General features: G+C 37.0%; 16 protein-coding genes and 3 pseudogenes. 6 read left to right on the forward strand and 13 right to left on the reverse strand.

The window, feature by feature from the left end; translation table 11 throughout:
- Nucleotides 1-4 precede the first annotated feature (4 nt).
- From JCM19034_RS08705 to JCM19034_RS08735, 7 genes and pseudogenes are all read right to left on the reverse strand, one after another.
- A complete protein-coding gene (locus JCM19034_RS08705; RefSeq protein ID WP_062048946.1) occupies nt 5-943 on the reverse strand; it encodes a carbohydrate ABC transporter permease in 939 nt (312 codons plus the stop codon).
- Nucleotides 944-1,017: 74 nt separating this feature from the next.
- On the reverse strand, nt 1,018-2,385 hold the full coding sequence (locus JCM19034_RS08710) for an ABC transporter substrate-binding protein (protein ID WP_062048948.1): 1,368 nt from the start codon (nt 2,383-2,385) through the stop codon (nt 1,018-1,020).
- 1,174 nt (nt 2,386-3,559) lie between these two features.
- Nucleotides 3,560-4,417, reverse strand: a complete 858-nt coding sequence (cas7c, locus tag JCM19034_RS08715) for a type I-C CRISPR-associated protein Cas7/Csd2 (protein ID WP_062048950.1) — start codon at nt 4,415-4,417, stop codon at nt 3,560-3,562.
- Nucleotides 4,404-6,295, reverse strand: a pseudogene (cas8c, locus tag JCM19034_RS08720) (type I-C CRISPR-associated protein Cas8c/Csd1). Before cas8c ends, cas7c begins: the two are co-directional and overlap by 14 nt.
- Nucleotides 6,296-7,005 (reverse strand): annotated as a pseudogene (cas5c, locus tag JCM19034_RS08725) (type I-C CRISPR-associated protein Cas5c). It lies immediately after the preceding pseudogene.
- A gap of 118 nt (nt 7,006-7,123) precedes the next feature.
- Nucleotides 7,124-7,687 (reverse strand): CRISPR-associated endonuclease Cas3'', encoded by a 564-nt coding sequence (locus JCM19034_RS08730; RefSeq protein WP_062048952.1) that lies wholly within the window; start codon nt 7,685-7,687, stop codon nt 7,124-7,126.
- Nucleotides 7,688-7,796: 109 nt separating this feature from the next.
- A complete protein-coding gene (locus JCM19034_RS08735; protein ID WP_062048954.1) occupies nt 7,797-9,245 on the reverse strand; it encodes a family 43 glycosylhydrolase in 1,449 nt (482 codons plus the stop codon).
- 192 nt (nt 9,246-9,437) lie between these two features.
- Here JCM19034_RS08735 and JCM19034_RS08740 point away from each other — a divergent pair, with 192 nt between their 5' ends.
- The 4 genes from JCM19034_RS08740 (at nt 9,438) to JCM19034_RS08755 (ending at nt 15,166) form a co-directional block, all read left to right on the forward strand.
- On the forward strand, nt 9,438-10,334 hold the full coding sequence (locus JCM19034_RS08740; RefSeq protein ID WP_062048956.1) for a pectinesterase family protein: 897 nt from the start codon (nt 9,438-9,440) through the stop codon (nt 10,332-10,334).
- A gap of 395 nt (nt 10,335-10,729) precedes the next feature.
- Complete coding sequence (locus JCM19034_RS08745; protein ID WP_062048958.1) at nt 10,730-12,217, forward strand: potassium/proton antiporter; 1,488 nt, start codon at nt 10,730-10,732, stop codon at nt 12,215-12,217.
- A gap of 196 nt (nt 12,218-12,413) precedes the next feature.
- Nucleotides 12,414-14,477: an ATP-binding protein gene (locus tag JCM19034_RS08750; RefSeq protein ID WP_062048961.1), complete on the forward strand. Its 2,064-nt coding sequence runs from the start codon at nt 12,414-12,416 to the stop codon at nt 14,475-14,477.
- Complete coding sequence (locus JCM19034_RS08755) at nt 14,468-15,166, forward strand: response regulator transcription factor (protein ID WP_062048963.1); 699 nt, start codon at nt 14,468-14,470, stop codon at nt 15,164-15,166. The genes JCM19034_RS08750 and JCM19034_RS08755 overlap by 10 nt, the downstream gene beginning before the upstream one ends.
- Before the next feature lie 99 nt (nt 15,167-15,265).
- Here the strand turns inward: JCM19034_RS08755 and JCM19034_RS08760 are convergent, their stop codons facing one another.
- Nucleotides 15,266-16,297 carry a serine hydrolase gene (locus JCM19034_RS08760; protein ID WP_062048965.1) on the reverse strand — a complete coding sequence of 344 codons (1,032 nt, stop codon included), beginning with the start codon at nt 16,295-16,297 and terminating at the stop codon, nt 15,266-15,268.
- Nucleotides 16,298-16,305: 8 nt separating this feature from the next.
- A complete protein-coding gene (locus JCM19034_RS08765; protein ID WP_062048967.1) occupies nt 16,306-16,884 on the reverse strand; it encodes a GNAT family N-acetyltransferase in 579 nt (192 codons plus the stop codon).
- A 234-nt stretch (nt 16,885-17,118) separates the two neighbouring features.
- Here JCM19034_RS08765 and JCM19034_RS08770 point away from each other — a divergent pair.
- Nucleotides 17,119-17,558 (forward strand): annotated as a pseudogene (locus JCM19034_RS08770) (carboxymuconolactone decarboxylase family protein).
- 23 nt (nt 17,559-17,581) lie between these two features.
- On the opposite strand, the gene JCM19034_RS08775 reads toward JCM19034_RS08770, so the two are convergent.
- The 4 genes from JCM19034_RS08775 to JCM19034_RS08790 form a co-directional block, all read right to left on the reverse strand.
- The gene (locus JCM19034_RS08775; protein ID WP_062048969.1) at nt 17,582-18,472 is read right to left on the reverse strand and encodes a sigma-70 family RNA polymerase sigma factor; all 891 of its coding nucleotides are present in this window, start codon (nt 18,470-18,472) and stop codon (nt 17,582-17,584) included.
- A 97-nt stretch (nt 18,473-18,569) separates the two neighbouring features.
- The gene (csaA, locus tag JCM19034_RS08780; protein WP_062048971.1) at nt 18,570-18,899 is read right to left on the reverse strand and encodes a chaperone CsaA; all 330 of its coding nucleotides are present in this window, start codon (nt 18,897-18,899) and stop codon (nt 18,570-18,572) included.
- Between the two features lie 87 nt (nt 18,900-18,986).
- A complete protein-coding gene (locus tag JCM19034_RS08785) occupies nt 18,987-19,514 on the reverse strand; it encodes a DinB family protein (protein ID WP_062048973.1) in 528 nt (175 codons plus the stop codon).
- Nucleotides 19,515-19,585: 71 nt separating this feature from the next.
- Complete coding sequence (locus JCM19034_RS08790; RefSeq protein ID WP_062048975.1) at nt 19,586-19,768, reverse strand: hypothetical protein; 183 nt, start codon at nt 19,766-19,768, stop codon at nt 19,586-19,588.
- A gap of 147 nt (nt 19,769-19,915) precedes the next feature.
- Between JCM19034_RS08790 and JCM19034_RS08795 the strand changes: the two genes are divergently transcribed.
- Complete coding sequence (locus JCM19034_RS08795; RefSeq protein ID WP_062048977.1) at nt 19,916-20,701, forward strand: MerR family transcriptional regulator; 786 nt, start codon at nt 19,916-19,918, stop codon at nt 20,699-20,701.

Consider the following 20,701-nt stretch of genomic DNA (forward strand, 5'->3'; position numbering starts at 1 on the left):
TTCATTATGAATCACCCTTTTTAAATGCACCAGTTGCGAATAATTGAATGACACTCACGATAAAGATAACGATTAAGAGAACAACTCCAACAGCGGCCCCAAATCCCATATCATTACGTTGAATACCTTCTACATAAATATAACCAACTACTGATAAAGCAATATTACCTGGAGAACTTGTTTCAAAGAAAACGAAACTCTCCTCAAACATTCTAAAACCATTAATAGTTGTAATCGTTGTTAAGAAGATAACAATTGGCCTTATCGCTGGGAAGGTAACATTTTTGAATTTTTGCCATGTGTTCGCCCCATCGATATCTGCTGCTTCATATACATCTTTACTCACATTTTGTAGTGCCGCTAAGAAGTAGAGGACATTAACTCCAATCCATCTCCATGAAGCTAGGAAAACCATTAAAAACATCGCAGACCATGAATTATAACGCCAATCAACTGGATTTAATCCAAAAAGTTGTAGCACTTGATTAGCGAACGCGTTATCAGAATCTCCAAAGATTATTCGGAAAATCGTACCAGCAACGATGACTGATGTTAAAGCTGGGATAAAGATAGATGCACGAAACAAGTTTGTAAACTTCATTAACCGATGATTTAAAAAGATCGCAAATATCATCGGAAGAACCGTTAAAATAATGACAGTAAGAATGACATAAACCGTCGTGTTTTGTAATGCCGTATAAAAAGTAGGATTAAAAACTCGTTGATAGTTCGCCATTCCTACATATTCAACTTGACCTGGCAAAACTCTTTGAAAACTCATGTTCACTGCACTTATAAATGGATAAAGAAATAAAACTAAAAATGAAATAATGAAAGGAGAAACAAAAATATAAGGTGCTGCTTTTTTTGAATATAAAATGTTAAACCGTTTATTAGTTGGCCCTAAAGCTTGTTTCTCTTCTTTAACGGAAGTCGTTTTCACTTTTTGCCCTCCTCAACAAAATTATATCCTAAGGAGAAGCATGCGTAACCTTCTCCTTAGGAACTATTTGAAAATTAATACATTCTTGCTCTTACAGCTTCAGCCGCATCATGTAATGCTTCTTCTGGTGTTCTAGATTGATCACGCAATACTGAGTGCATTACTTGTGTATGGATTTCTTGCTGTGCATTTGGCGTTTGTTCTGTAATGTTTAAATCATTAATATCATCACGAATTTCTAATAAAATATCGAAAATATCATCATGGAAATATTCATAGAAACGGTTTTCCTTACGCATTTCTTCAGAATCCCATACGTCGTGACGAAGTGGATCAAAGCCTAAGACTTCCCAAAGTTTCACATTTCCTTCTTCTGTTAATTTCGCAAACGCTAGGAAATCTTTTGCTAATTCCGCATTTTCTGTTTGGTTTGTAACGACTGTACCTGTTCCACCCATACCAGCTGAGCGATTCCCGCCTTCTTCCCAAGCAGGGAGTGGACGAATTTGAATCTTACCTTTAAGGTCTTCCATCGAATCGATGAAACGGCCCATATACCACATTGGCATCATTAAAGATGCAGCTCCACCATCATTCATAAAACCAAAATAATCTTCAGCATGGTGGAAACCACCTGGTGTTAATTCAGCAATTTCATGCTCATACACTAAATCGTGTAAAAATTGTAGTGTATCAATATTGATTTCGTTATCAAGAATAACATCGTGATTTTCATCAAAATAATCAGAGCCTCGTTGACTGATTAGCGGCCAGAAAGAAAAGTGCTCATCCGTTTCAACCGTAGTCATCGTAGCATCCGTATTTGCTACAACTTGTTTACCCGCTTCAATGTAATCATCCCATGTATCAATTGTATCTATATCAACACCGGCTTCTTCCATAATTTCAACATTGTAATACATCATTGTTGCACCTACGTGGTAATCAATAGCGTAATAGTCGCCTTCTTTCGCATAAATCTCAAAGCGAGACTGTACTAGATTATCCATCTCTGGTTCAATAATATTATTCAATGGCTCTAATTGAGGTACTCCTTGTAGATAGTTTGGAAATTGAGATATCTCAATATCAGCTAAATCAGGTGCACCACTACCAGATTGTAAGGATAATAATAAGTTATTATGCAATTGATCAAATGGATACGTTTGCGCTACCAACTTAATCGGACGATCAGGATTTTCTTCATTCCATCGAATAGCTGCATCTTCAAAGAACTCCGAATGAAGACTTTGGAAATTCCAGAATGTAAGCTCTGTTGCCCCTTCAATATCATCACCAACAACAACCTGTTCTTCTAATTCTCCACCACCGCCATCGGTTGCATCACTCGATCCATCACTTGCTTCATCGCCACCATTACCTCCACACGCTGTTACAATAAATAGTAGAGAGATGGCTAACATCATTAAAAACTTTTTCATCATTATCACTCCTGCCCCTTTTTTTTACTTTTTACTTGGAATATGGGAAAACCCTTTCATTTCAATTTATACGTATATGTTATTCAATTGATAGCATCTCACAATTATAAATCTATTTATCTATAAGACTAATTATCCATCCTTGTATCAAACGCTTTCAAGTTTAATATAACTTATACGTATAAGATCAATTTTATTATATATGAGGATAGTTTATTCTGCAACATATTTTCGTAAGTTTCCTTAAATAAATTACCTATAATAGCCATTATAACTTTAATCCACCGTTGTTAGAACCTCTCCCTCGATATAATTATTAGTGTTTTTCCAATCTGTCACCTGAATAAGATGTGCATACAAGTGGATTATGAGTATATTACAACTAATTAATAAGTAAGATCTCTTACGTCTCCCATGTTATTACATATCTGCACCTATTTTTAAACTATCTTTTACTAACCGATTTTTAATGGTACGATATTCTTAAAGAATAAAGGTGGTGTCCAGTTTGCAAATTCTCTTTCATCTTTCTAGAATTGTATTAGGAGTTATCTTTTTATTGGCAGGGGTCAATGGTTTCTTTGTCATATTCAATCTCGAACCGTTTATACCAACAAGCCAGATGCAATGGCTTTGTTCGAATTTAACTATTTGTTAATTGTGGAAAAGTCTCTTGAAGTGGTTTGTGGATTATTACTTCTGTCAAATCGTTTCATTCCTCTTTCTCTCACTGTACTTGCTCCTATTATTGCAAATATAGTCTTACTTCATATCTTTTTAGACCATTCTTTACTCCCTTTAGCCATTATCCTGTTAATAATGCACATCTACTTACTTTACTATTTCAAAGACAACTTTATCAAACTACTAGAGAAACAGCCCCCTAATCCTAAATAGAGGGTTGTTTTTCTTTTCTTCATATTAATTAATTATCGATACAAAAAAATAAACAACGCCCATTTTAAAACGTGGTTAACGATTTATGTACAAAATTGTTTTGTAGTAGCAGTTCTCAGCCTTTTTTCATTAAATCATTGGAAACGGTAAATTAATTAAACGTTTATTTAAATGGATTATTCAATCCACGCACTCATAAAGTAGATATATCCTTTCTTGATTTGACAAAGCAGCAGCTCTTCAAGACAAATGGCTTAATAAATAACGATCTTCTGCATTATTGTCCATCGATTTCCTCTACTGATAGACCTTCTAAGTCAGATAATTCTACTACATAGTTCTTATCATCAAACGCTTTTGGCACATCCGTTTTCGATTTAATCCGTAAAGAACGATGTACTTTAGCAGAAGAATATTGCCCTAATTTAGTAGAGTGTTCCCACCAATATACTTTACGAACCTCCATACTACCATCTGGGCGTGCAGAAGAACTATCATTTTCAAAAAGAGTAATGAGAGCCTGCTTGATTTTCTTTGCATCCTCATTTGTAAACCCTGTTTTTTCAGCAAGTTGTGTATTAATACTCCCTTTGAAAACATACACACCGAAATCAACACGATGCTTCATCCCCATTGTATCGGAGCTTCTTTTTTCTCCTGTTACGGAGTTTACACTTTTTGTAATTTGAGTACTTACAATATCAATTGGGTCAATACTAGTTGCTGTATGAATTGAAACTGGTCCACGAACTCCGACTGATAATTGCGATCCCTTAAAAGCAAACACTTGGCCGAAACTTCGAACATCGAGCCATTCTTCACATGCAATCTTTGCAAAGTTTTCAGGGGAGGCATTTTTATCCTTTAGCATTTTTGCTAACTTAGGGTTTGCATCAGCACGATCTCTCAAGCTTTTATAAGCGTCTTTTTTTCGGTCATCCGATTGAACAAATATAGATTCTCCCATGTCTAATAATCGATTACGGATTTTTCGCTTAATGGCCACATCTGAAATTTCACCATACCCATCATAGTTTTGACGTGGGCGATTCCCATTGAGAGGATCTCCATTCGGATTGGCTTTTGTAACAGTTAAAACAACAGCAAAATCAATCTTGTGATCAAGTGTACTCAATATTGTTTTCCTCCTCTTTTTTCTTATACAGTTGACGACGTTGACTGTAAAATCCTAATAAATACTTTTCCGATAACGGTATATTATTAAAATCTTCAATGTTAAATTGGTCGCTAATCTCATCTATTAATTTCGTTAAATGAATAACTCTTGTCCCTAATCTCGCTTGATACGGTTGTAGGCTTTCTTGAATTGTTTTCCATGTACGTCCGGGGTTTTTAGAAAAAGAATTCATATAACGAATTGCATTTGTAGCTCTTTTCTCTTCTTTACCTAAAGCCATTCGTTCTAATACATCTGCAACTGCAAGCAACCTCCCAAATAAATAACTACGATCCGTTGACGTTATATCTAATGGCACATCCCATTCCTCCTTCTGTCCTAATAACAGTTTTCGAATTAATGCACATGTGATACTCAATGTTTTTTCCCATTCATAACGTTCCATCGAAACTGGATTTGAAGCTTGATGATATGCACTTCTTACTATATCTCTTGGAATAGTGCACTGATCAACAATACAAGGAACCATTCGCTCCATCAATCCTTTTACAACTTTGTCACTCGCTCTTGGGCCATATGCTGCAAACGCAATATCCTTTGTTGCGGGAGCTCCGTAAAAGACAACAAATTTGTCGTTGCTTTTACGATAACGATGCTCCCATGCACATGATTCATGCCAATTTTTCAAACGATCGAGATAAATCCCTTTATTCATGTTTCGATAATACAAAACAGCCATTCTTCCTGTTGTTGCAGAATCGAGAATCAGAATATTCACTTCAGGCTGATATGACAAATCATGTCGATAGCCATCAATTGCCTTCTTAACTCCTCCAGCTATAATATGACCCGTATCCGGGTCCCTCTCGATTTCCCGTTTACTTTGCATCATAATATCCATCGCGTCTGCTTGTAGATTTGGTATCACATCACCTTCATTATTCCACACAAGAAAGACGCGATTGTCTATCATCTTTTCATGCCGATGTATGAGCCATTTAAGTGCATTATGTGCTTTTTGCGAAACATCGTAACTAATACTAACTGCTTCTCTACTCGTTTTAAATCGTCCACGAAACGTAAATCCAGTATTGTCATTTGCCGAAATTAACTTTGCTTTATCTGCTGCGTGTCTAATTTTATTCGCATGACGATCTGTACTCGGGAGCCTTTTGCCAGTAACAAAACAAACATCTTCCTCAGCTAGTTTTTCATTATAATAAGCAATGAAAGAATCATACATTTCTTTATCTTTCCATACAGCATCTGGTGATTCTGGGAGATACACGTTAAATCTTACGAAAGCACTAAATTGATCTTTCGCTCCACTAGAAAAGATTGCTGGCTTCTCCCCTAGCTTATCTTCATATGCTTTATTCCAATTTTCTATTAGTTGTTGCTGATCATCCAAGACAAGTATTTTTTTCTCTACTAGATCGGCAATTAATGTGCCTTTTTTATATATTCATAAATACATCTGACCTTTTTGGTAGCAAACGGTGACTGTGCCCATGCCTTTAGATTATGTACATAACTATTGAATGGAATTTGATCTTGGTTTTTAATTTTCCCACCATATTTTATAAAGTCCCCCGCGACGTAGCTAAGCTTGTCGTGTAACGGGTAAGGAGCTATTTTAGAACCCGACCTGCTAGCCGCTTCCTCTGTACAAGGAATTAACGTGCTTTCTTTATTTACTATTTTCGCATCAAGAAAATCACCTTCTTCATCAACGGTAACTTCGATGTGGGCATTTTGAGTCGTATGAGAAATAGGCAATAGTGAATATTCACGGTCCCATTGCTTTTTAGCTACTTTGCCAACTTGATCAATATGTAATTCGTACGTTTTGTACAATTGATATAACCAACTCACTTACTCACCTCCCAAACCATGAATCGTTTTTTCCACAGCTGCTACATTATATTGGTCAAACCATTTTGCCTGCATATCTTTAATTGGGCGGATAATTGTACATTTTTCTGGTCTCGGAAACTTTATATAGCCTTGCTCCATTACAGCCGACCATAGTCTCACTTCAAACTGATTGCGACCAGTCTCATCCGGATAATTAAAGCCATGAACCATCGTCCCTAAATGTTGCGTTCCTTGGTCATCATAATAGCCTGGTCCTTTTCCAAATTCACATGGCTCCACATACGCTTGGCATTCCCGTGCACCGAGAAAAATATCGCGTCGGCCACCAGCTTTTAATGCTCGTTTCATGATATTAAAATGTTTCCCTTCATTTCGATCAAATTCCAACTCCGGACGGTTATAATTAAACTCGAAGTGGGCCCTCACTTGATAATGAACATCTTTTAGATACGTATAATTCGCAAGGGTATTCCCCCTCTATACTCAATCGGACGTACTCCTTTTGACTCCATTTTAATTGGTTTCATCACTCGTAATTCATCCACAACAATGATGAGTGTCGGCTTCCAATAGATAGACTCTACTATTCCTTTCAAAGCTTGGTAGGTTGGGACACTATATGATAACTTTTCACCACCAATTTTCGTGAGTGGATCCGTGAAAAGTGCATAATCACCAAATACCTCAAATTGAATCTCGTTTCTCATTACTGTATTTTCACCTCCTTTACTAGATTTAACGTTGCCTTTAAGATCTATGTATCCCATTTAGAAAAACAAATCATCTATCCCACCTTCCCCACTCCAATTTACACCATACTCTTCGTTATAAATTCGTTAGGAAAAAGCTTTGTGTCGGAGTACGGTCGGTTACTTGTTTTAATTCATCTACTGCCATAGCTAGATATGTATTAAATTCAGATTCTGCCATTGCATCTTCAAAAAAACGAGTAATCGCTTGGCTATATCCTTGAAGCTCTTTTTCAGTTACACGCTTTAAAAAGGGAGATTCAACATCTGGTGAGAGATAATCATGGAGGTTTGAATGATGTGAAATGATCGAGTTTGAAACTATTTCAGATAATTGCTTTTCATAACCAGTACTGGTTGACTGATGAAGCTCTGAATATAGTAATTTCCCGCCTGCTGTAGAATGATCCACTTGTCCTCGTATTTTGTTTTGCCGTTCTGGATGAAACGTCGCATTCGAAATGTACTCTTGAAACTCATCGCTATATTTCCCGACATCATGCAATAGCCCTGCAAGACCTGCTACATGCTTTAACCCAAGCTTTTCACCAAATTGTTCCGCTAATACTTTAACACCGTGCAAATGCTCACGTAACGATTGAATCGTTTGATCCTTTTCCCTAACATGGGCTATATACATAGTCGATTCTCCTCATAAAATTGTTAATTATAGTATATTTGACACCTTTACACATGTAAACAAAAATAAGGAGGGAATGGCTATTTCTTAGCCATCCCCTCTAATTTTTCTATAGCTCGCGATAAATGAAATCGCGATAATAAACCTCGCCATTACCAACTGCATCTAACCCGATCCGCAAACTTAAAAATCCTCCAAATGTATTGTGATGGAAGCCAGATGAATCAATCACTTTATCGTACTTTTTCCATTCTCCATCTTCTTCTTTGAAATAGAACGAAACAATGTTGTCCTCGTTCCGAATTCGTAAACGCACAGTATCACCTTTATAAGGCTCTAAGCTATATGTTTTAAATGTTCGAAAGTGACGAACCCCTTCTTCAGAAACAGTTAAGCCGAATAAAGTAGTTGGATCATAGAATAAAATAAATTGTGCATTCACTTCTCCTTTTACTTGAACGGAAACCTCCGCTTCATATTGACGATCCCCAGTCATATATAAAATTGGAGATGATTCCATTTCTGTTTCTCTTTTTCCTTTTACGATCAAGCGGCCATTCTGGCACTGAAACCGTCCTCTATCTGGTTTTCCAAACCACTGCCATTGAAGTCCTAACTCATAACCGTCAAATGAATCACTTTCAGGAAACCCATGAATAACCGTCTCTCCAAAAGGTTTTTGTAAAATTTGCTCAGCGTTTATTCCATCGGGAACCTTAAACCAACCATCATCTGTCCATTCGATCGGTAACAATAATGTTTGCCTTCCGATCGTATGAAGGCGATGTTCGTAAGCATGTAATACCATCCACCAATCGCCATCTGGCGTATCAATCAGTGTTCCATGACCTTGTGACCACCACTTTTCCTGTTTTGATCTCGTTTTTACAATCGGATTATATGGTGAGTGTTCCCACGGTCCCCATGGTGTCTTCGAACGAGATGCAGCTACCATATGACTTGTTGGCGGTCCAGCCGTACCTCCTACTGCAACCGTACAATAATAGTAACCATTATGATACGTAAACTTCGGTCCCTCTGGACTAAATCCTTCAACCTCCCAACCATCCGGATAACGCCAAGGTTCATACACATGCTGTATGTCTCCTATAACAGATAACCCATCATCGGCAAGCGGAACCATATTCCCACCTGATAAATGAAGGTACCGTTTTTGATCTGGTCCAATTACGTGACCCGGATCAATGTATGGAGTTTGTAAGTTAATTGGCTTACTCCACGGACCTCTTGGATCTTTCGCTGTTGTGACCCAATTCGTACGATCTGCAGGAAAGTAAATATAATATAATCCATCATAATAAACGAATTCTGGGGCCCACACATCTCCATTTAAATGCTCAAGAGCTGTCCCTATTGGCTCCCAGTTCACAAGATCCTTTGAATGCCAAATGATTAATCCAGGCACATATTTATATGAAGTATGCACCATATAATAATCTTCATCTACACGAATGACCGATGGATCGGCATAATTTCCCTTTATTATCGGATTTCGAAATGTACCATTTCCTAGATCTCCACTTTTAGTTTTAGTCATTATTTTTCCTCCTTTTCTAATTCTTAGTAAGCGGTTACATATTGTAAGTACTAGCCTACTAAATAAGTTGCATAACAGCTATAATCATTGGCTTACATATTCCTCAATTGTAATCGACTTTAAATAATCAGAGATAAAGATTAGGCAAAAAAATGTATACTACTTAGTAAACTAACAGGGAGGTTTGATTTAATGCAAAAAATCACAGTAACAAAAGACGGTAGTGGTGATTTCCTTTGTATCCAAGACGCAATTCATTCAATACGCGTTCACCCACTCCCGCCTGTGACAATCTTTGTTAAAAACGGTCATTATCATGAACGTATCCATATTCCTGAAAACAAGCCGACAATCTCCATTATCGGAGAGAGCAAGGAACAAACCATTATTACTTATGATGATCATGCCCATATGCTTAATGATGATGGACATTCGATTGGTACATTTCATACACCAACTGTAAACATACTCTCTGACCAAACGATTATAAAAAACGTAACGATCAAAAATATCGCTGGCCGCGGAGAAAACGTCGGACAAGCACTAGCTTTGTCCGTCTCAGGAGATCAATGTTATTTTGAAAACGTACATTTACATGGCTTTCAAGATACACTTTATGCTTGTAAAGGAAACCACTACTTTGAACACTGCACAATCGAAGGAGATATTGATTTTATATTTGGAGGTGCAGCAGCTCTCTTTTATCGATGTACGATTCATAGCCTAAGAAATGGCTACATTACAGCAGCATCAACCCCTCAGCATCAGAAATTTGGCTTCGTTTTTCTGCACTGTAAACTAACAGGAGAAGCAAATCAGAACTCTGTTTATCTCGGTCGCCCGTGGCGCCCTTGGGCACATACACTTTTTATTCACTGTTGGATGGGGGAGCATATTAAACAAGAAGGCTGGAATAATTGGCGTGACCCTAAAAATGAACAAACTGCACGTTACGGAGAATTTAATAGTAGTGGACCTGGTTCAGCGTTAAGTAAAAGAGTTCAATGGGCAAACGAAGAAATCGTGATTAAGGAAATCGAGACTTTTCATGAAAACTTACTTAAAATGAAGTCTAACGAGCCTATGTGAAGTATTCATAAATAAAAATCAATGTACCTTTCCGAAAAAAAATGAACTAAGATAGTAGCACATTTTTCACGCTGCTTTATCTTCACTTTTTTTGTAGTAAGCAAATTAACTTAACACGAATGTTCCCAATATAAGAAATGAAAAATAATTATATGCATATTCATTTATTTAAATAGAAGAAATAGGTATAATTAAAATAAATAAAATAGGCGGAATTAAACCATAATTCTCTTTGACTTTCCGTGTATGACACATTAGCACCACGCATATCTTACCTTTCTCCATCATTTCATTAAAAACCTGTTTCATTGCATTAAATAGGCTAAATGTTCTCCTCATGCACTTAATCAATCGCTTAACACAACTATAAATGAATAAAAGGAGAAAGATTACATATGTTCTTCGAGACACTTCATACAAATACTTATGTTTTTATAGGTGCCTTACTACTAATAAGTGGAGTTCTAGTTGCAAAATTTTCATCCCGTTTAGGCCTCCCTGCACTTGTTTTGTTTATCCTAATCGGGATGTTAATTGGAAGTGACGGTTTAGGTTTTATTTATTTTGATAATCCAGAAGTTGCCCAGGTTATCGGAATTTTTGCACTTATCATCATATTATTTGAAGGGGGAATGCAAACAAAGTTTTCAACCGTTAAATCGGTTATTTTACCTTCTGTTTCATTAGCTACGTTAGGGGTCGTATTCACTTCAGCTATAGTCGGTTATTTTGCCTTCCTATTATTCGATATAACACTACTAGAAGCACTCTTATTTGGTGCCATTGTTGGTTCCACTGACGCTGCAGCTGTATTTGCATCGTTAAAAGAACGAAACATTAAAGCAAAGATGGGTGCAACACTTGAAGCTGAATCGGGCACAAACGACCCTATGGCTGTTTTTCTCACCCTTTCTTTTATTGAACTAATTCTTACACCTGAGACCAATCTATGGGGATTAATACCATCCTTTTTTTGGCAAATGGGGATTGGTGCCATCATTGGAATTGCAATGGGTAAATTCGCTTCTTACTCCATTAATCGAATCCAACTAGAGTCAAGTGGCCTTTACCCTATTTTTGCCATATCCTTCGCCCTTTTAACCTATAGTATTACATCCTTTATTGACGGCAGTGGATTCCTTGCTGTATATGTAGCTGCTCTCGTTATCGGAAACTCAGAGCTTACTTACCGCTATTCAATCTTTCAATTTCATGAAGGTTTTGCATGGATGTCACAGATTATTATGTTTATCATATTAGGTTTACTTGTTTTTCCAGGACAATTAATGAACTTCACTGTTATTGTTAATGGATTAATTTTATCAGTTGTCCTCATGATATTAGCAAGACCTATTGCTGTTTTTCTTTCTACAATCGGAATGCATTATACATTAAAAGAGAAACTCTTTATCTCATGGGCAGGTTTAAGAGGAGCTGTCCCTATTGTATTAGCAACTTTCCCTGTCGTTGCTGGATTAGATAATGGTCAGTTATTTTTCAATGTAGTCTTCTTTATTGTTTTAACATCAGCTCTTGTCCAAGGATCATCAATCTCAGTTGTTGCCAAAAAACTTGGTTTAACGGGACCGAAAAAAGCGACACCACATCATTCACTTGAACTTATTTCAATGGGAAAGTCTAATGCTGAAATGGTGCAATATCAAGTCAATGATTCTTCAGCCATAGTTGGTCAAAAGCTCCGAGATATTGAATTCCCTACTAAAGTAACGATTAGTGCTATTGTTCGAAATGAAAAACTAATATCCCCTTATGGAGATACTGAAGTAAAAGATGGTGACTTTCTCTATATATTAGTAGCAACAAAGAATAAGCATGAACTCATAAAAATTTTAGAGAAGAAAAACAGAAGTAAACGAGAATGACGGTAAATCACACCTATTTTCTAAACTAGTAGGACACTAGAAAATTGATAAACCGTTGCTTTTATTAGCCATTCGAATGTTTTTCTTATTTATTTATAAGACTATTCAATATATATTGTCCTCCAAAACAAATGGGCTCCTAACTTAAATTTCATGTTATGATAGGAAAAAAGTGTGCTTCCCGGAGGACAAAATCGTGGATTTTATATATAGACGAAATAAAAATAGGATAATAGTTCTACTAGTTTTTATTCTTATAATGATCTCCTTTTTTCAAGTGGTAGATGCTAGTGCCCATACCTCCGCTCAAGCTGGCAAAATAGATTTAACTGATTCCGATATTCTTGATGAGCTAATTGATCTGAAAGGAGAATGGGAGTTTTATTGGGGGGAATTATTAGAGCCCGGTGATTTCCATACTTCATTATCGCCTTCTGCTGAATACGTTGAAGTCCCTGAATTATGGGCTTCATACGAAATAAGCAATCAGACATTACCTAGTCAAGGATATGCAACATATCGCCTTACCTTTTTATTATCAGATGAACAAATTGAGCAACACTCTACGCTCGGCCTCTACTTTAAACGAATAGAAACCTCCTATCGTGTTTGGATTAATGGGATAGAAAAGGGAGGTAATGGGGTCGTCGGAAAAACTCCAGAATCAACCACTCCACAAAATTTTCCACAAGTCATCTATTTCGAAGCACAATCTGGCGAGAATGAATTAGTGGTACAAGTCGCCAATTTCGTTCATAACCATGGCGGAATGTGGGAAAGGCTCGATTTAGGTACTGCGGAGCTTGTTACATATAAACGAACGATGAATGTAGTTCTACAATCTTTTGTTAATGGACTATTTCTAATGATGGCCATTTACTTTATTTTCATATACCTTTTTCGCAAAAGGGAAACAGCTTCTCTAATTTTTGGTTTAATGTGCTTGTTTATTAGTATTCGCGTCATGATACTAGGTGAATCGACAGCTTTATACGTATTTCAAAGTCTTTCTTGGGAATGGGTGGCCAAAACCGAATATGTTTCAATCTCCCTTGCAGCGATTATGCTCTTACAGTTTATTAAATTAGAATACCCAAATGAAGCTATCCGGCAAATACCAAAAGCCATTAGCATAAGCTTAGCACTATTTATCACCTTTGTTTTATGTACTCCTGCCATAATCTTTACGAAATATATCTTTATTTTTACAACTTTCATGCTGTTACCGGCAATCTTGTACACACTTTATGTTTATGTTATGTCGGCCATTCATAAACGAAAAGGATCGATATCAAATGCGATTGGCTTTGCCTTTTTCTTTCTCTTTGCGTTAAATGACATTTTGTTTTATAACGATGTCATTCAGACAGGAGATTACTTATCAATCGGCTTACTTTTCTTTCTTTTTACACAATCTATTAATCTCTCTTCAAGGTTTTCAAAAGCATTAAGTGAGGCCGAGCAATTATCAGAACAATTGCAAGAATCAAATGAACTTCTTGAAATAAAAGTGGAAGAACGAACGATTAAATTGAAACAAGCTGAAATGTTCCGTACACAGTTGTTAACAAATATATCTCATGAACTAGGGACACCGATCACATCGATCAAAGGCTATTCAAAAGCGTTAAGAGATGGAATTATTACTCAGGATGCTTCTAAATATGCTGACAGAATTTATGAGAGAACGATCCTATTAGAAAGATTGATTGATGATTTGGTCGAGCTCACTAAATTAGAAACGAGGCAAACACACTTTAAATTCGAGGAAATCGAAGCCCTTCCTTTTCTCTCTCGTTTATATGAAAAATACGAGTGGGAGGTTATTGACAAAGGATTATCTTTTTCATTTGAGGAACGTAATCATTTATCCGTAAATAGACAAGCCTTTATGAAGGTTGACCCTTTTCGAATTGAACAGGTATTTTCTAATTTGCTAACAAATGCTCTTAAATTTACCCCTGCTGGTAAAGCAGTCCGCATCGTTCTCGTCTGGAAATCATCCGAAGTCACAATTCATATTATTGATAATGGGATTGGGATTGATCCGGCTGAACACGAGCGTATTTTCCAACGGTTCCATCAATCCAAGAAGAATGAAGGATCAGGGTTAGGTCTTGCAATCTGTAAAGAAATCATTGACTATCATGAGGGTGAATTAGGCGTTGTAAGTCAAATAAACAAAGGCAGTGATTTTATTTCACGTTACCTATTACATACATTGATTTTAATAGTGAAGGAGTATAAAAGATGGATGTAAAAAAGATATTAGTTATCGAGGATGACAGGGACATTGCAGAAATCTTGTCGATTTATTTAGGACACGTAGGTTATGATATTGCTGTTGCAACTTGTGGCGAGGAAGCATTATCTAACCTTGCTCAAACTGAGTTTGATCTAATTATTTGCGACATTATGCTACCTGATATGGAAGGGACATTCATCATTAAAGAGCTACGTAAACATTCTAATATACCTGTCATATTTTTAAGCAGCAAAAAGGAAAATGAAGACATTCTTAACGGCTTTCACCTTGGCGGCGATGATTATGTTACAAAGCCGTTTGATCCTGATATTCTTGTTGCAAGAGTGCAGGCTCAGTTAAAACGCTCAGTAAAAGCTTCAAATAAAGAAGAACATTCCTCTGAGGTATGGAAAGATGCTCACTTAGAGCTTCATTTCGATAGCATGGACGTGAAACGAAATGGACAACCTGTATCCTTATCAACTAAAGAACGACAATTGCTTTTCCATTTAGCAAAGCATCCAAACCAGGTTTTTACCGTTAATCAGCTCTATGATCTCATTTGGGGGCTCGATGGGTTGAGTGACACTCGGACAGTTATGGTTCACATCCATCATTTACGGAAAAAGCTAGAAATAGAGGCGAGCGATCCTAGTTACATTATGACCGTTAGGGGAATTGGATATAAATTTAATACTAAATGAGAGAAGCACTGTGCTTAGCTGTTACACTTTTTTAGTGGGCTATTGCGAAGCCAGTGCTCTTCTCAATAATCAACTTACACCTTCCTTGATTATCCATTACTAGCTTTCATTAAATCGAATTACTGCATCCTCTAGAAATTGGGAGTCCGCTAACATTTTAACAAAGAAAGAGTTCATATTGCGTTGCAGCTTAAACTGTTCAATTGGACCTAAATCATCTAGCAAGATAACTAGTTCGTACTGTTCTCCATCAAGCCGATCAGCATACATTGCCTGGTTCAATACAAATGCAGTCGAGCCACCTTTCATTCCTAGATGCTTCAACCATTCAGCGTTCCCTTCATTAACTTGCATAGGCCATTCTAACACGTCTCGCAGCACCTCCTCAGCTTCCCCACTCCAGTTGCCTCTATTTAATTGTGCTACTAACTCACCATATGTTCGTGCAGTAGAAGATGTTAAATGATCAGACCATAGACGCTGTTCAGGCATAGAAAGATCACCTTCTGCTACTCGGGCCTCACTTGTTATTTCATCATGAATTCTCCATGCCGCTTCTCTATATTCGTCGCGGTTCATCAGCTCAACACCGTCCTCTACAATCGGAACAAGCATACTACCAACAATCGGTAGAAACGGCTCGTGATCTGATAAAGTAGCGATTCTGTCTTGGATGGAATCTCTTCCTAGCTTTTCAATTAAATAATCGGTATTAGCATTTGAACTATATGTAATCATCCCTTTCACTACTTCGTGAAGAGTCGGTTCTCCTTCAATTGAATCTAACCATGCCGGATGAGCACCACCATCTGTTCCACTAAAGTAATACTTCTCAAGCTCCATCAATGAAACCCGCTCATTTGGATCAAGATTATTAGAACCTACTTGTTCAGCGTATTCCATCGCTAAAATGATTTTCACCGTACTTGCAAGTGGCTGCTTGCGATCATCCTGATAGGCAATCATTATATCCCCGTTTTTAGCAACATACAATGCAGAGCTTTCCGAGTTATTTTCAATATGAGATAAAACATACTCTGGGTGATCTTTTAACAACCAATATGCTCCTGCAGCTATAACAACAACTGCAACAATTAACCCTATTATCCCTATCACTGCAAATTTATTCATAATTTCTCTTAATTAACTCCTTCTTTTATAGAATGCAAGAATTCTTCTTTTAATATTGAGTACATATAAATATCGTGGTGTTCTCCCTTCGCAAACAAGGCTTTTCGCATTTTTCCTTCTAACGACATTCCTACCTTCTCCATTACACGAGCTGAGCCGATATTTTCTACATTACACTTTGCCTGGATACGTATCAAATCCATATGATGAAAACCAAATGTGATAACCTCTTTTGCAGCTTCTGTTACAATACCTTTTCCCCAATAATCTTGCGAAAGAGCGTATCCAATTTCAGCTATCTTATGATCAGCTTGCCATGAAACAAAGTTAATTGTTCCGATAAGTTTACCATTTTGTTTATATTCTATCCCCCAAGGTGCCACTTTGTTATCTTCATACCTTGATACTACAAATTCAATAAACTGTTTTGTATCTGAGCTCGATTTATGAGTGTCCCAAGTAACGTATTTCGTTACTTCTTCATTCGAACAATATTCGTACATATCGCTTAAATCTTCTAACGTTAATTTCCTTAATCGTAACCGTTCTGTTTCTAATGTAGGTAACTGACGAAATATCGGTTTCAAGGTATCACCCCTATTTATCTTATTAATCCTATACCAAAGTTTAACATATATATTTTCTACTTGTTAAAAGTATAATCCTCTAATCAATTACTTTTCAAAATAATAATAGAACTCACAGCAACCGGAGCCCACCATTACATATTTTTTAAGTTTCAATTTAATTTTCCCCTAATATGTCACAAATCCCCTTTCTTCTTTGTCTTAAAGGTTGTAACAAACTTTTTTAGGAGAGTGATGAAAGTGTCAATTAGAATGAATCATCAAAAGGTCAATCCACAAATTTTTCAAACGATGATGAAGTTAGAGTCCTTCGTCAAAGAAAGCGGATTAGATCCCAAACTGTACGAACTGATTAAATTACGTGCTTCTCAGATCAATGGATGCTCTTATTGTATAGACATGCACGCAAAGGAAATGCAAAAAAGTGGAGAAAGCTCGATCGAATTATATTACTAACGGTTTGGCGAGAGGTTCCCATTTATACCGACAAAGAAAAAGCGGTGCTAGAACTTACCGAACACGTAACTAAGATCTCAGAGACTGGTGTACCACAACATGTTTATGAGAATTTGCTGCAATATTTCTCTGAGAAAGAATTCCTCAACCTCATAATGGCCATTAATACAATTAATAGTTGGAATCGTTTAGGTATATCTACAGGAATGACTCCTTAGTCCTTTGTAAACAGCTATGTTTGTCATACACTAAGCTTGTCAGGATTTAATAGGATAAAAATACGACGCAGTCCCTTATCCTTTTGATCAATATGAAAAAGAAAAATCATTTTCGGCTGATCGTTCTGTTTAAGCAAAATAGCCCATTCACCATTAAGTTCAATGAGTGAGAAGTCACCATCAAAGCTACCTTTATGACGAACACCTGTTAAAAATGCTCGTACGCGCTCGATACCGATGATCGGGTTATAAGCTGCACGTACCTTACCGCCTCCATCAGTAATAAGGACGATATCGTCGAGTAATTTTTCAATAAGTGGCTCCATATCGCCATATTGCAAAGCACAAATAAATGCTTCAATATACCTTTTATTAGACTCTGTTTTAGAAACTGGAGCACTCGTTAAATTAGGACAGCTTTTTTTCATTTTTAAGCGAGAGCGACTGCAGATTTTCCGACAGTTGCTCTCGCTTTTTCCAATAATATCGGCAATTTCGCGATAGGAGTAGCTAAACGTTTCTCTTAAAATAAAGACCGCACGCTCTTGTGCATTTAATGTTTGTAACGTAGCCAGCAACGCGTACTGTACTTGTTCCCATTTCTCTAAAGAAACACTAACATCTTGAATTTCCTGTTTGGCTGACGATGTACCATTTGAAAATGGTTCTGGAAGCCACGGGCCTGGATACACTTCCCTCGTTCTTTCGTTTGATTGAATCAGATTGATGCAACGATTTGTTGTCATTTTAACAAGATATCCTTTTATATGATCGATACTCGCTATATCTAATTGTGACAATCTCACAAATACATCCTGAACAATATCTTCAGCATCAGCAATCGTTCCGACCATACGATACGCAATACTAAATAATAAAGACTTATATTCATTATATAATTGTGTAAGTGGCATTACGTACACTCCTCTCTTTACCTATAAGACCATTTTCATAAGCGAATTGTGACATCTCCTAATTAGAAATGCACGATGCCCTGCATAAATGTCTATTCTACGCAATTGGAGTGCCATTCTTGACAAGTTCGTCTGGCTTGAGCAGTATGACATTCCCATCCTCTAGTACACCACCAAGCACGAGCACTTCCGATTTGAAACCAGCTATACGCATTGGTGGAAAATTGACGACAGCGACTACTTGACGTCCTATTAGCTGCTTCGGCTCATATCTTTTCGTAATTTGAGCCGATGACCATCTCACTCCTAGGTCTCCAAAATCAATTTCTAATTTAATCGCGGGCTTGCGAGCCTCTGGAAATGGCTCCGCTCTTACCACCGTTCCAATTCTCATATCAAGCTTTTTAAAATCATCAATATTTATCATCCATTTACCTCCACTATACTAATGATCCAATCAATTACTTGAACATACGTATCGATATGTTTCTTATAATTAAAGCTTTCACTTACCTTAGTTGTTCTTTAGAATACCTAAAAATGCCTTCCAAGGACCGACATCATCTCGATATCTTTCAGCCATAACACGTACAATTTGTGATATATGTGTCAAATCATGGACCACCCATGTTGATAGGAGTTGATGAGCCGTTACCGTTCCTAATACCGGGTGTTGTCCTGTGAGTTGGAAATCACTATTTGCATCAACTAATTCTTTTAAGCGTGTTATATTTGTTGATCGAAGCTGAGTAAACTCAGCTAATTTATCCTTAATTGTCTGCTTCTTCTCTTCTTTCATATGGGCAAACACATCAAATGGAGGAAATGTTTCTTTTCCACCTTTTAGCAAAATCAGCTCTAATCTCGGAATCCAATCATGCTTTTCTCCTTCAATTAAATGCCCGATCACTTCATACGCATTCCATGTCTCTTCTCCTTCACGACACGTAACCCAGCCATCTGATAAGTCTACTAACCAACTATCTAGTGTCTTCGGTGTTCGTTCTAGTATTTCAATTGCTTCGTTTAATTGGAAATTCACATTCATCTCCTCCTTACTAAAATTCACATCTTAACTTAATTGTAACAGCTTATTTATTGTTATTGGGCAATTTATACATTTCCAACTCCCTTATCACTACTTCTTTTAAGTCTCAAATCGACAGTCACGGCAATCGTTAGCGATAAAAGAAGGATGTCCAATGGCATAACATAGGCTTGTGCTACGTGTTGTCTGCCCCTAAACTCCAATTGATCAGCCCGATACTCTAAACGCTTTGCTATAAATGCTGCCACTGAGTTACTACTATCACAGCTTGCTTTTGAATGTACTCCCGTATCGGTGTATAATCCCACTTTTGAAACTTTTCTCGCTATAGAATCTAATTCCCTTGACCTTTACGCAGCGTAAACGTTTAAAATCAATGGTAAGGAGTTGATCTGATGGAGTACACCGTACAAAAATTAGCACAGTTGTCTGGCGTAAGCAGCCGTACGCTTCGATATTATGATGAAATTGGACTACTCAAACCAGCTAGAATTAATACGTCTGGTTATCGTATTTACGGACGTAAGGAAGTGGATCTACTGCAAAATATATTATTTTATCGCGAGTTAGATTTAAAATTAGATGTCATTAAAGATCTCATACATCATCCCGACTTTGATCCAGTAAATGCATTAAAGCAACACTACTTGCAATTAATGATCAAACGTGATCGACTTAACCAAATCATGAAGACATTGGAGAAAACGCTTAAAAGCTATGAGGGAGGAAATGAGATGACGGATAAAGAAAAGTTTGCTGGATTCAAGGAACAGCTGATTACAGAGAACGAACAGAAATACGGGAAAGAAATACGGGAGAAATATGGAGATGAAGAGGTTGAGATGAGTAATGCCAAGCTAAAAGGGATGTCCGAGGAGGACTTCAAAACAATGAAATCTTTAGAGAATGAGATTTTCGCTTTGCTTGAAGAAGCATCTTCAATAGATAATCCTAAATCAGACGTAGCCATGGAACTTGCCAAAAAGCATAAAGAGTGGCTAATGTTTTCATGGACAAATTACAGTCAAGAAGCCCACGCTAATCTTGTCGAGATGTATGTACAGGATGAGAGATTTACAGCTTATTATGAACAAAAAGTCAAAGGTGGGGCGACTCTTTTGCGTGATGCGGTACTCAATTATCTTCAAAATCATAATCGAGCATTGCCCGCTACGAGCTAA

Source organism: Bacillus sp. JCM 19034, from assembly GCF_001310635.1.
GTDB lineage: Bacteria > Bacillota > Bacilli > Bacillales > Bacillaceae_D > Halalkalibacter.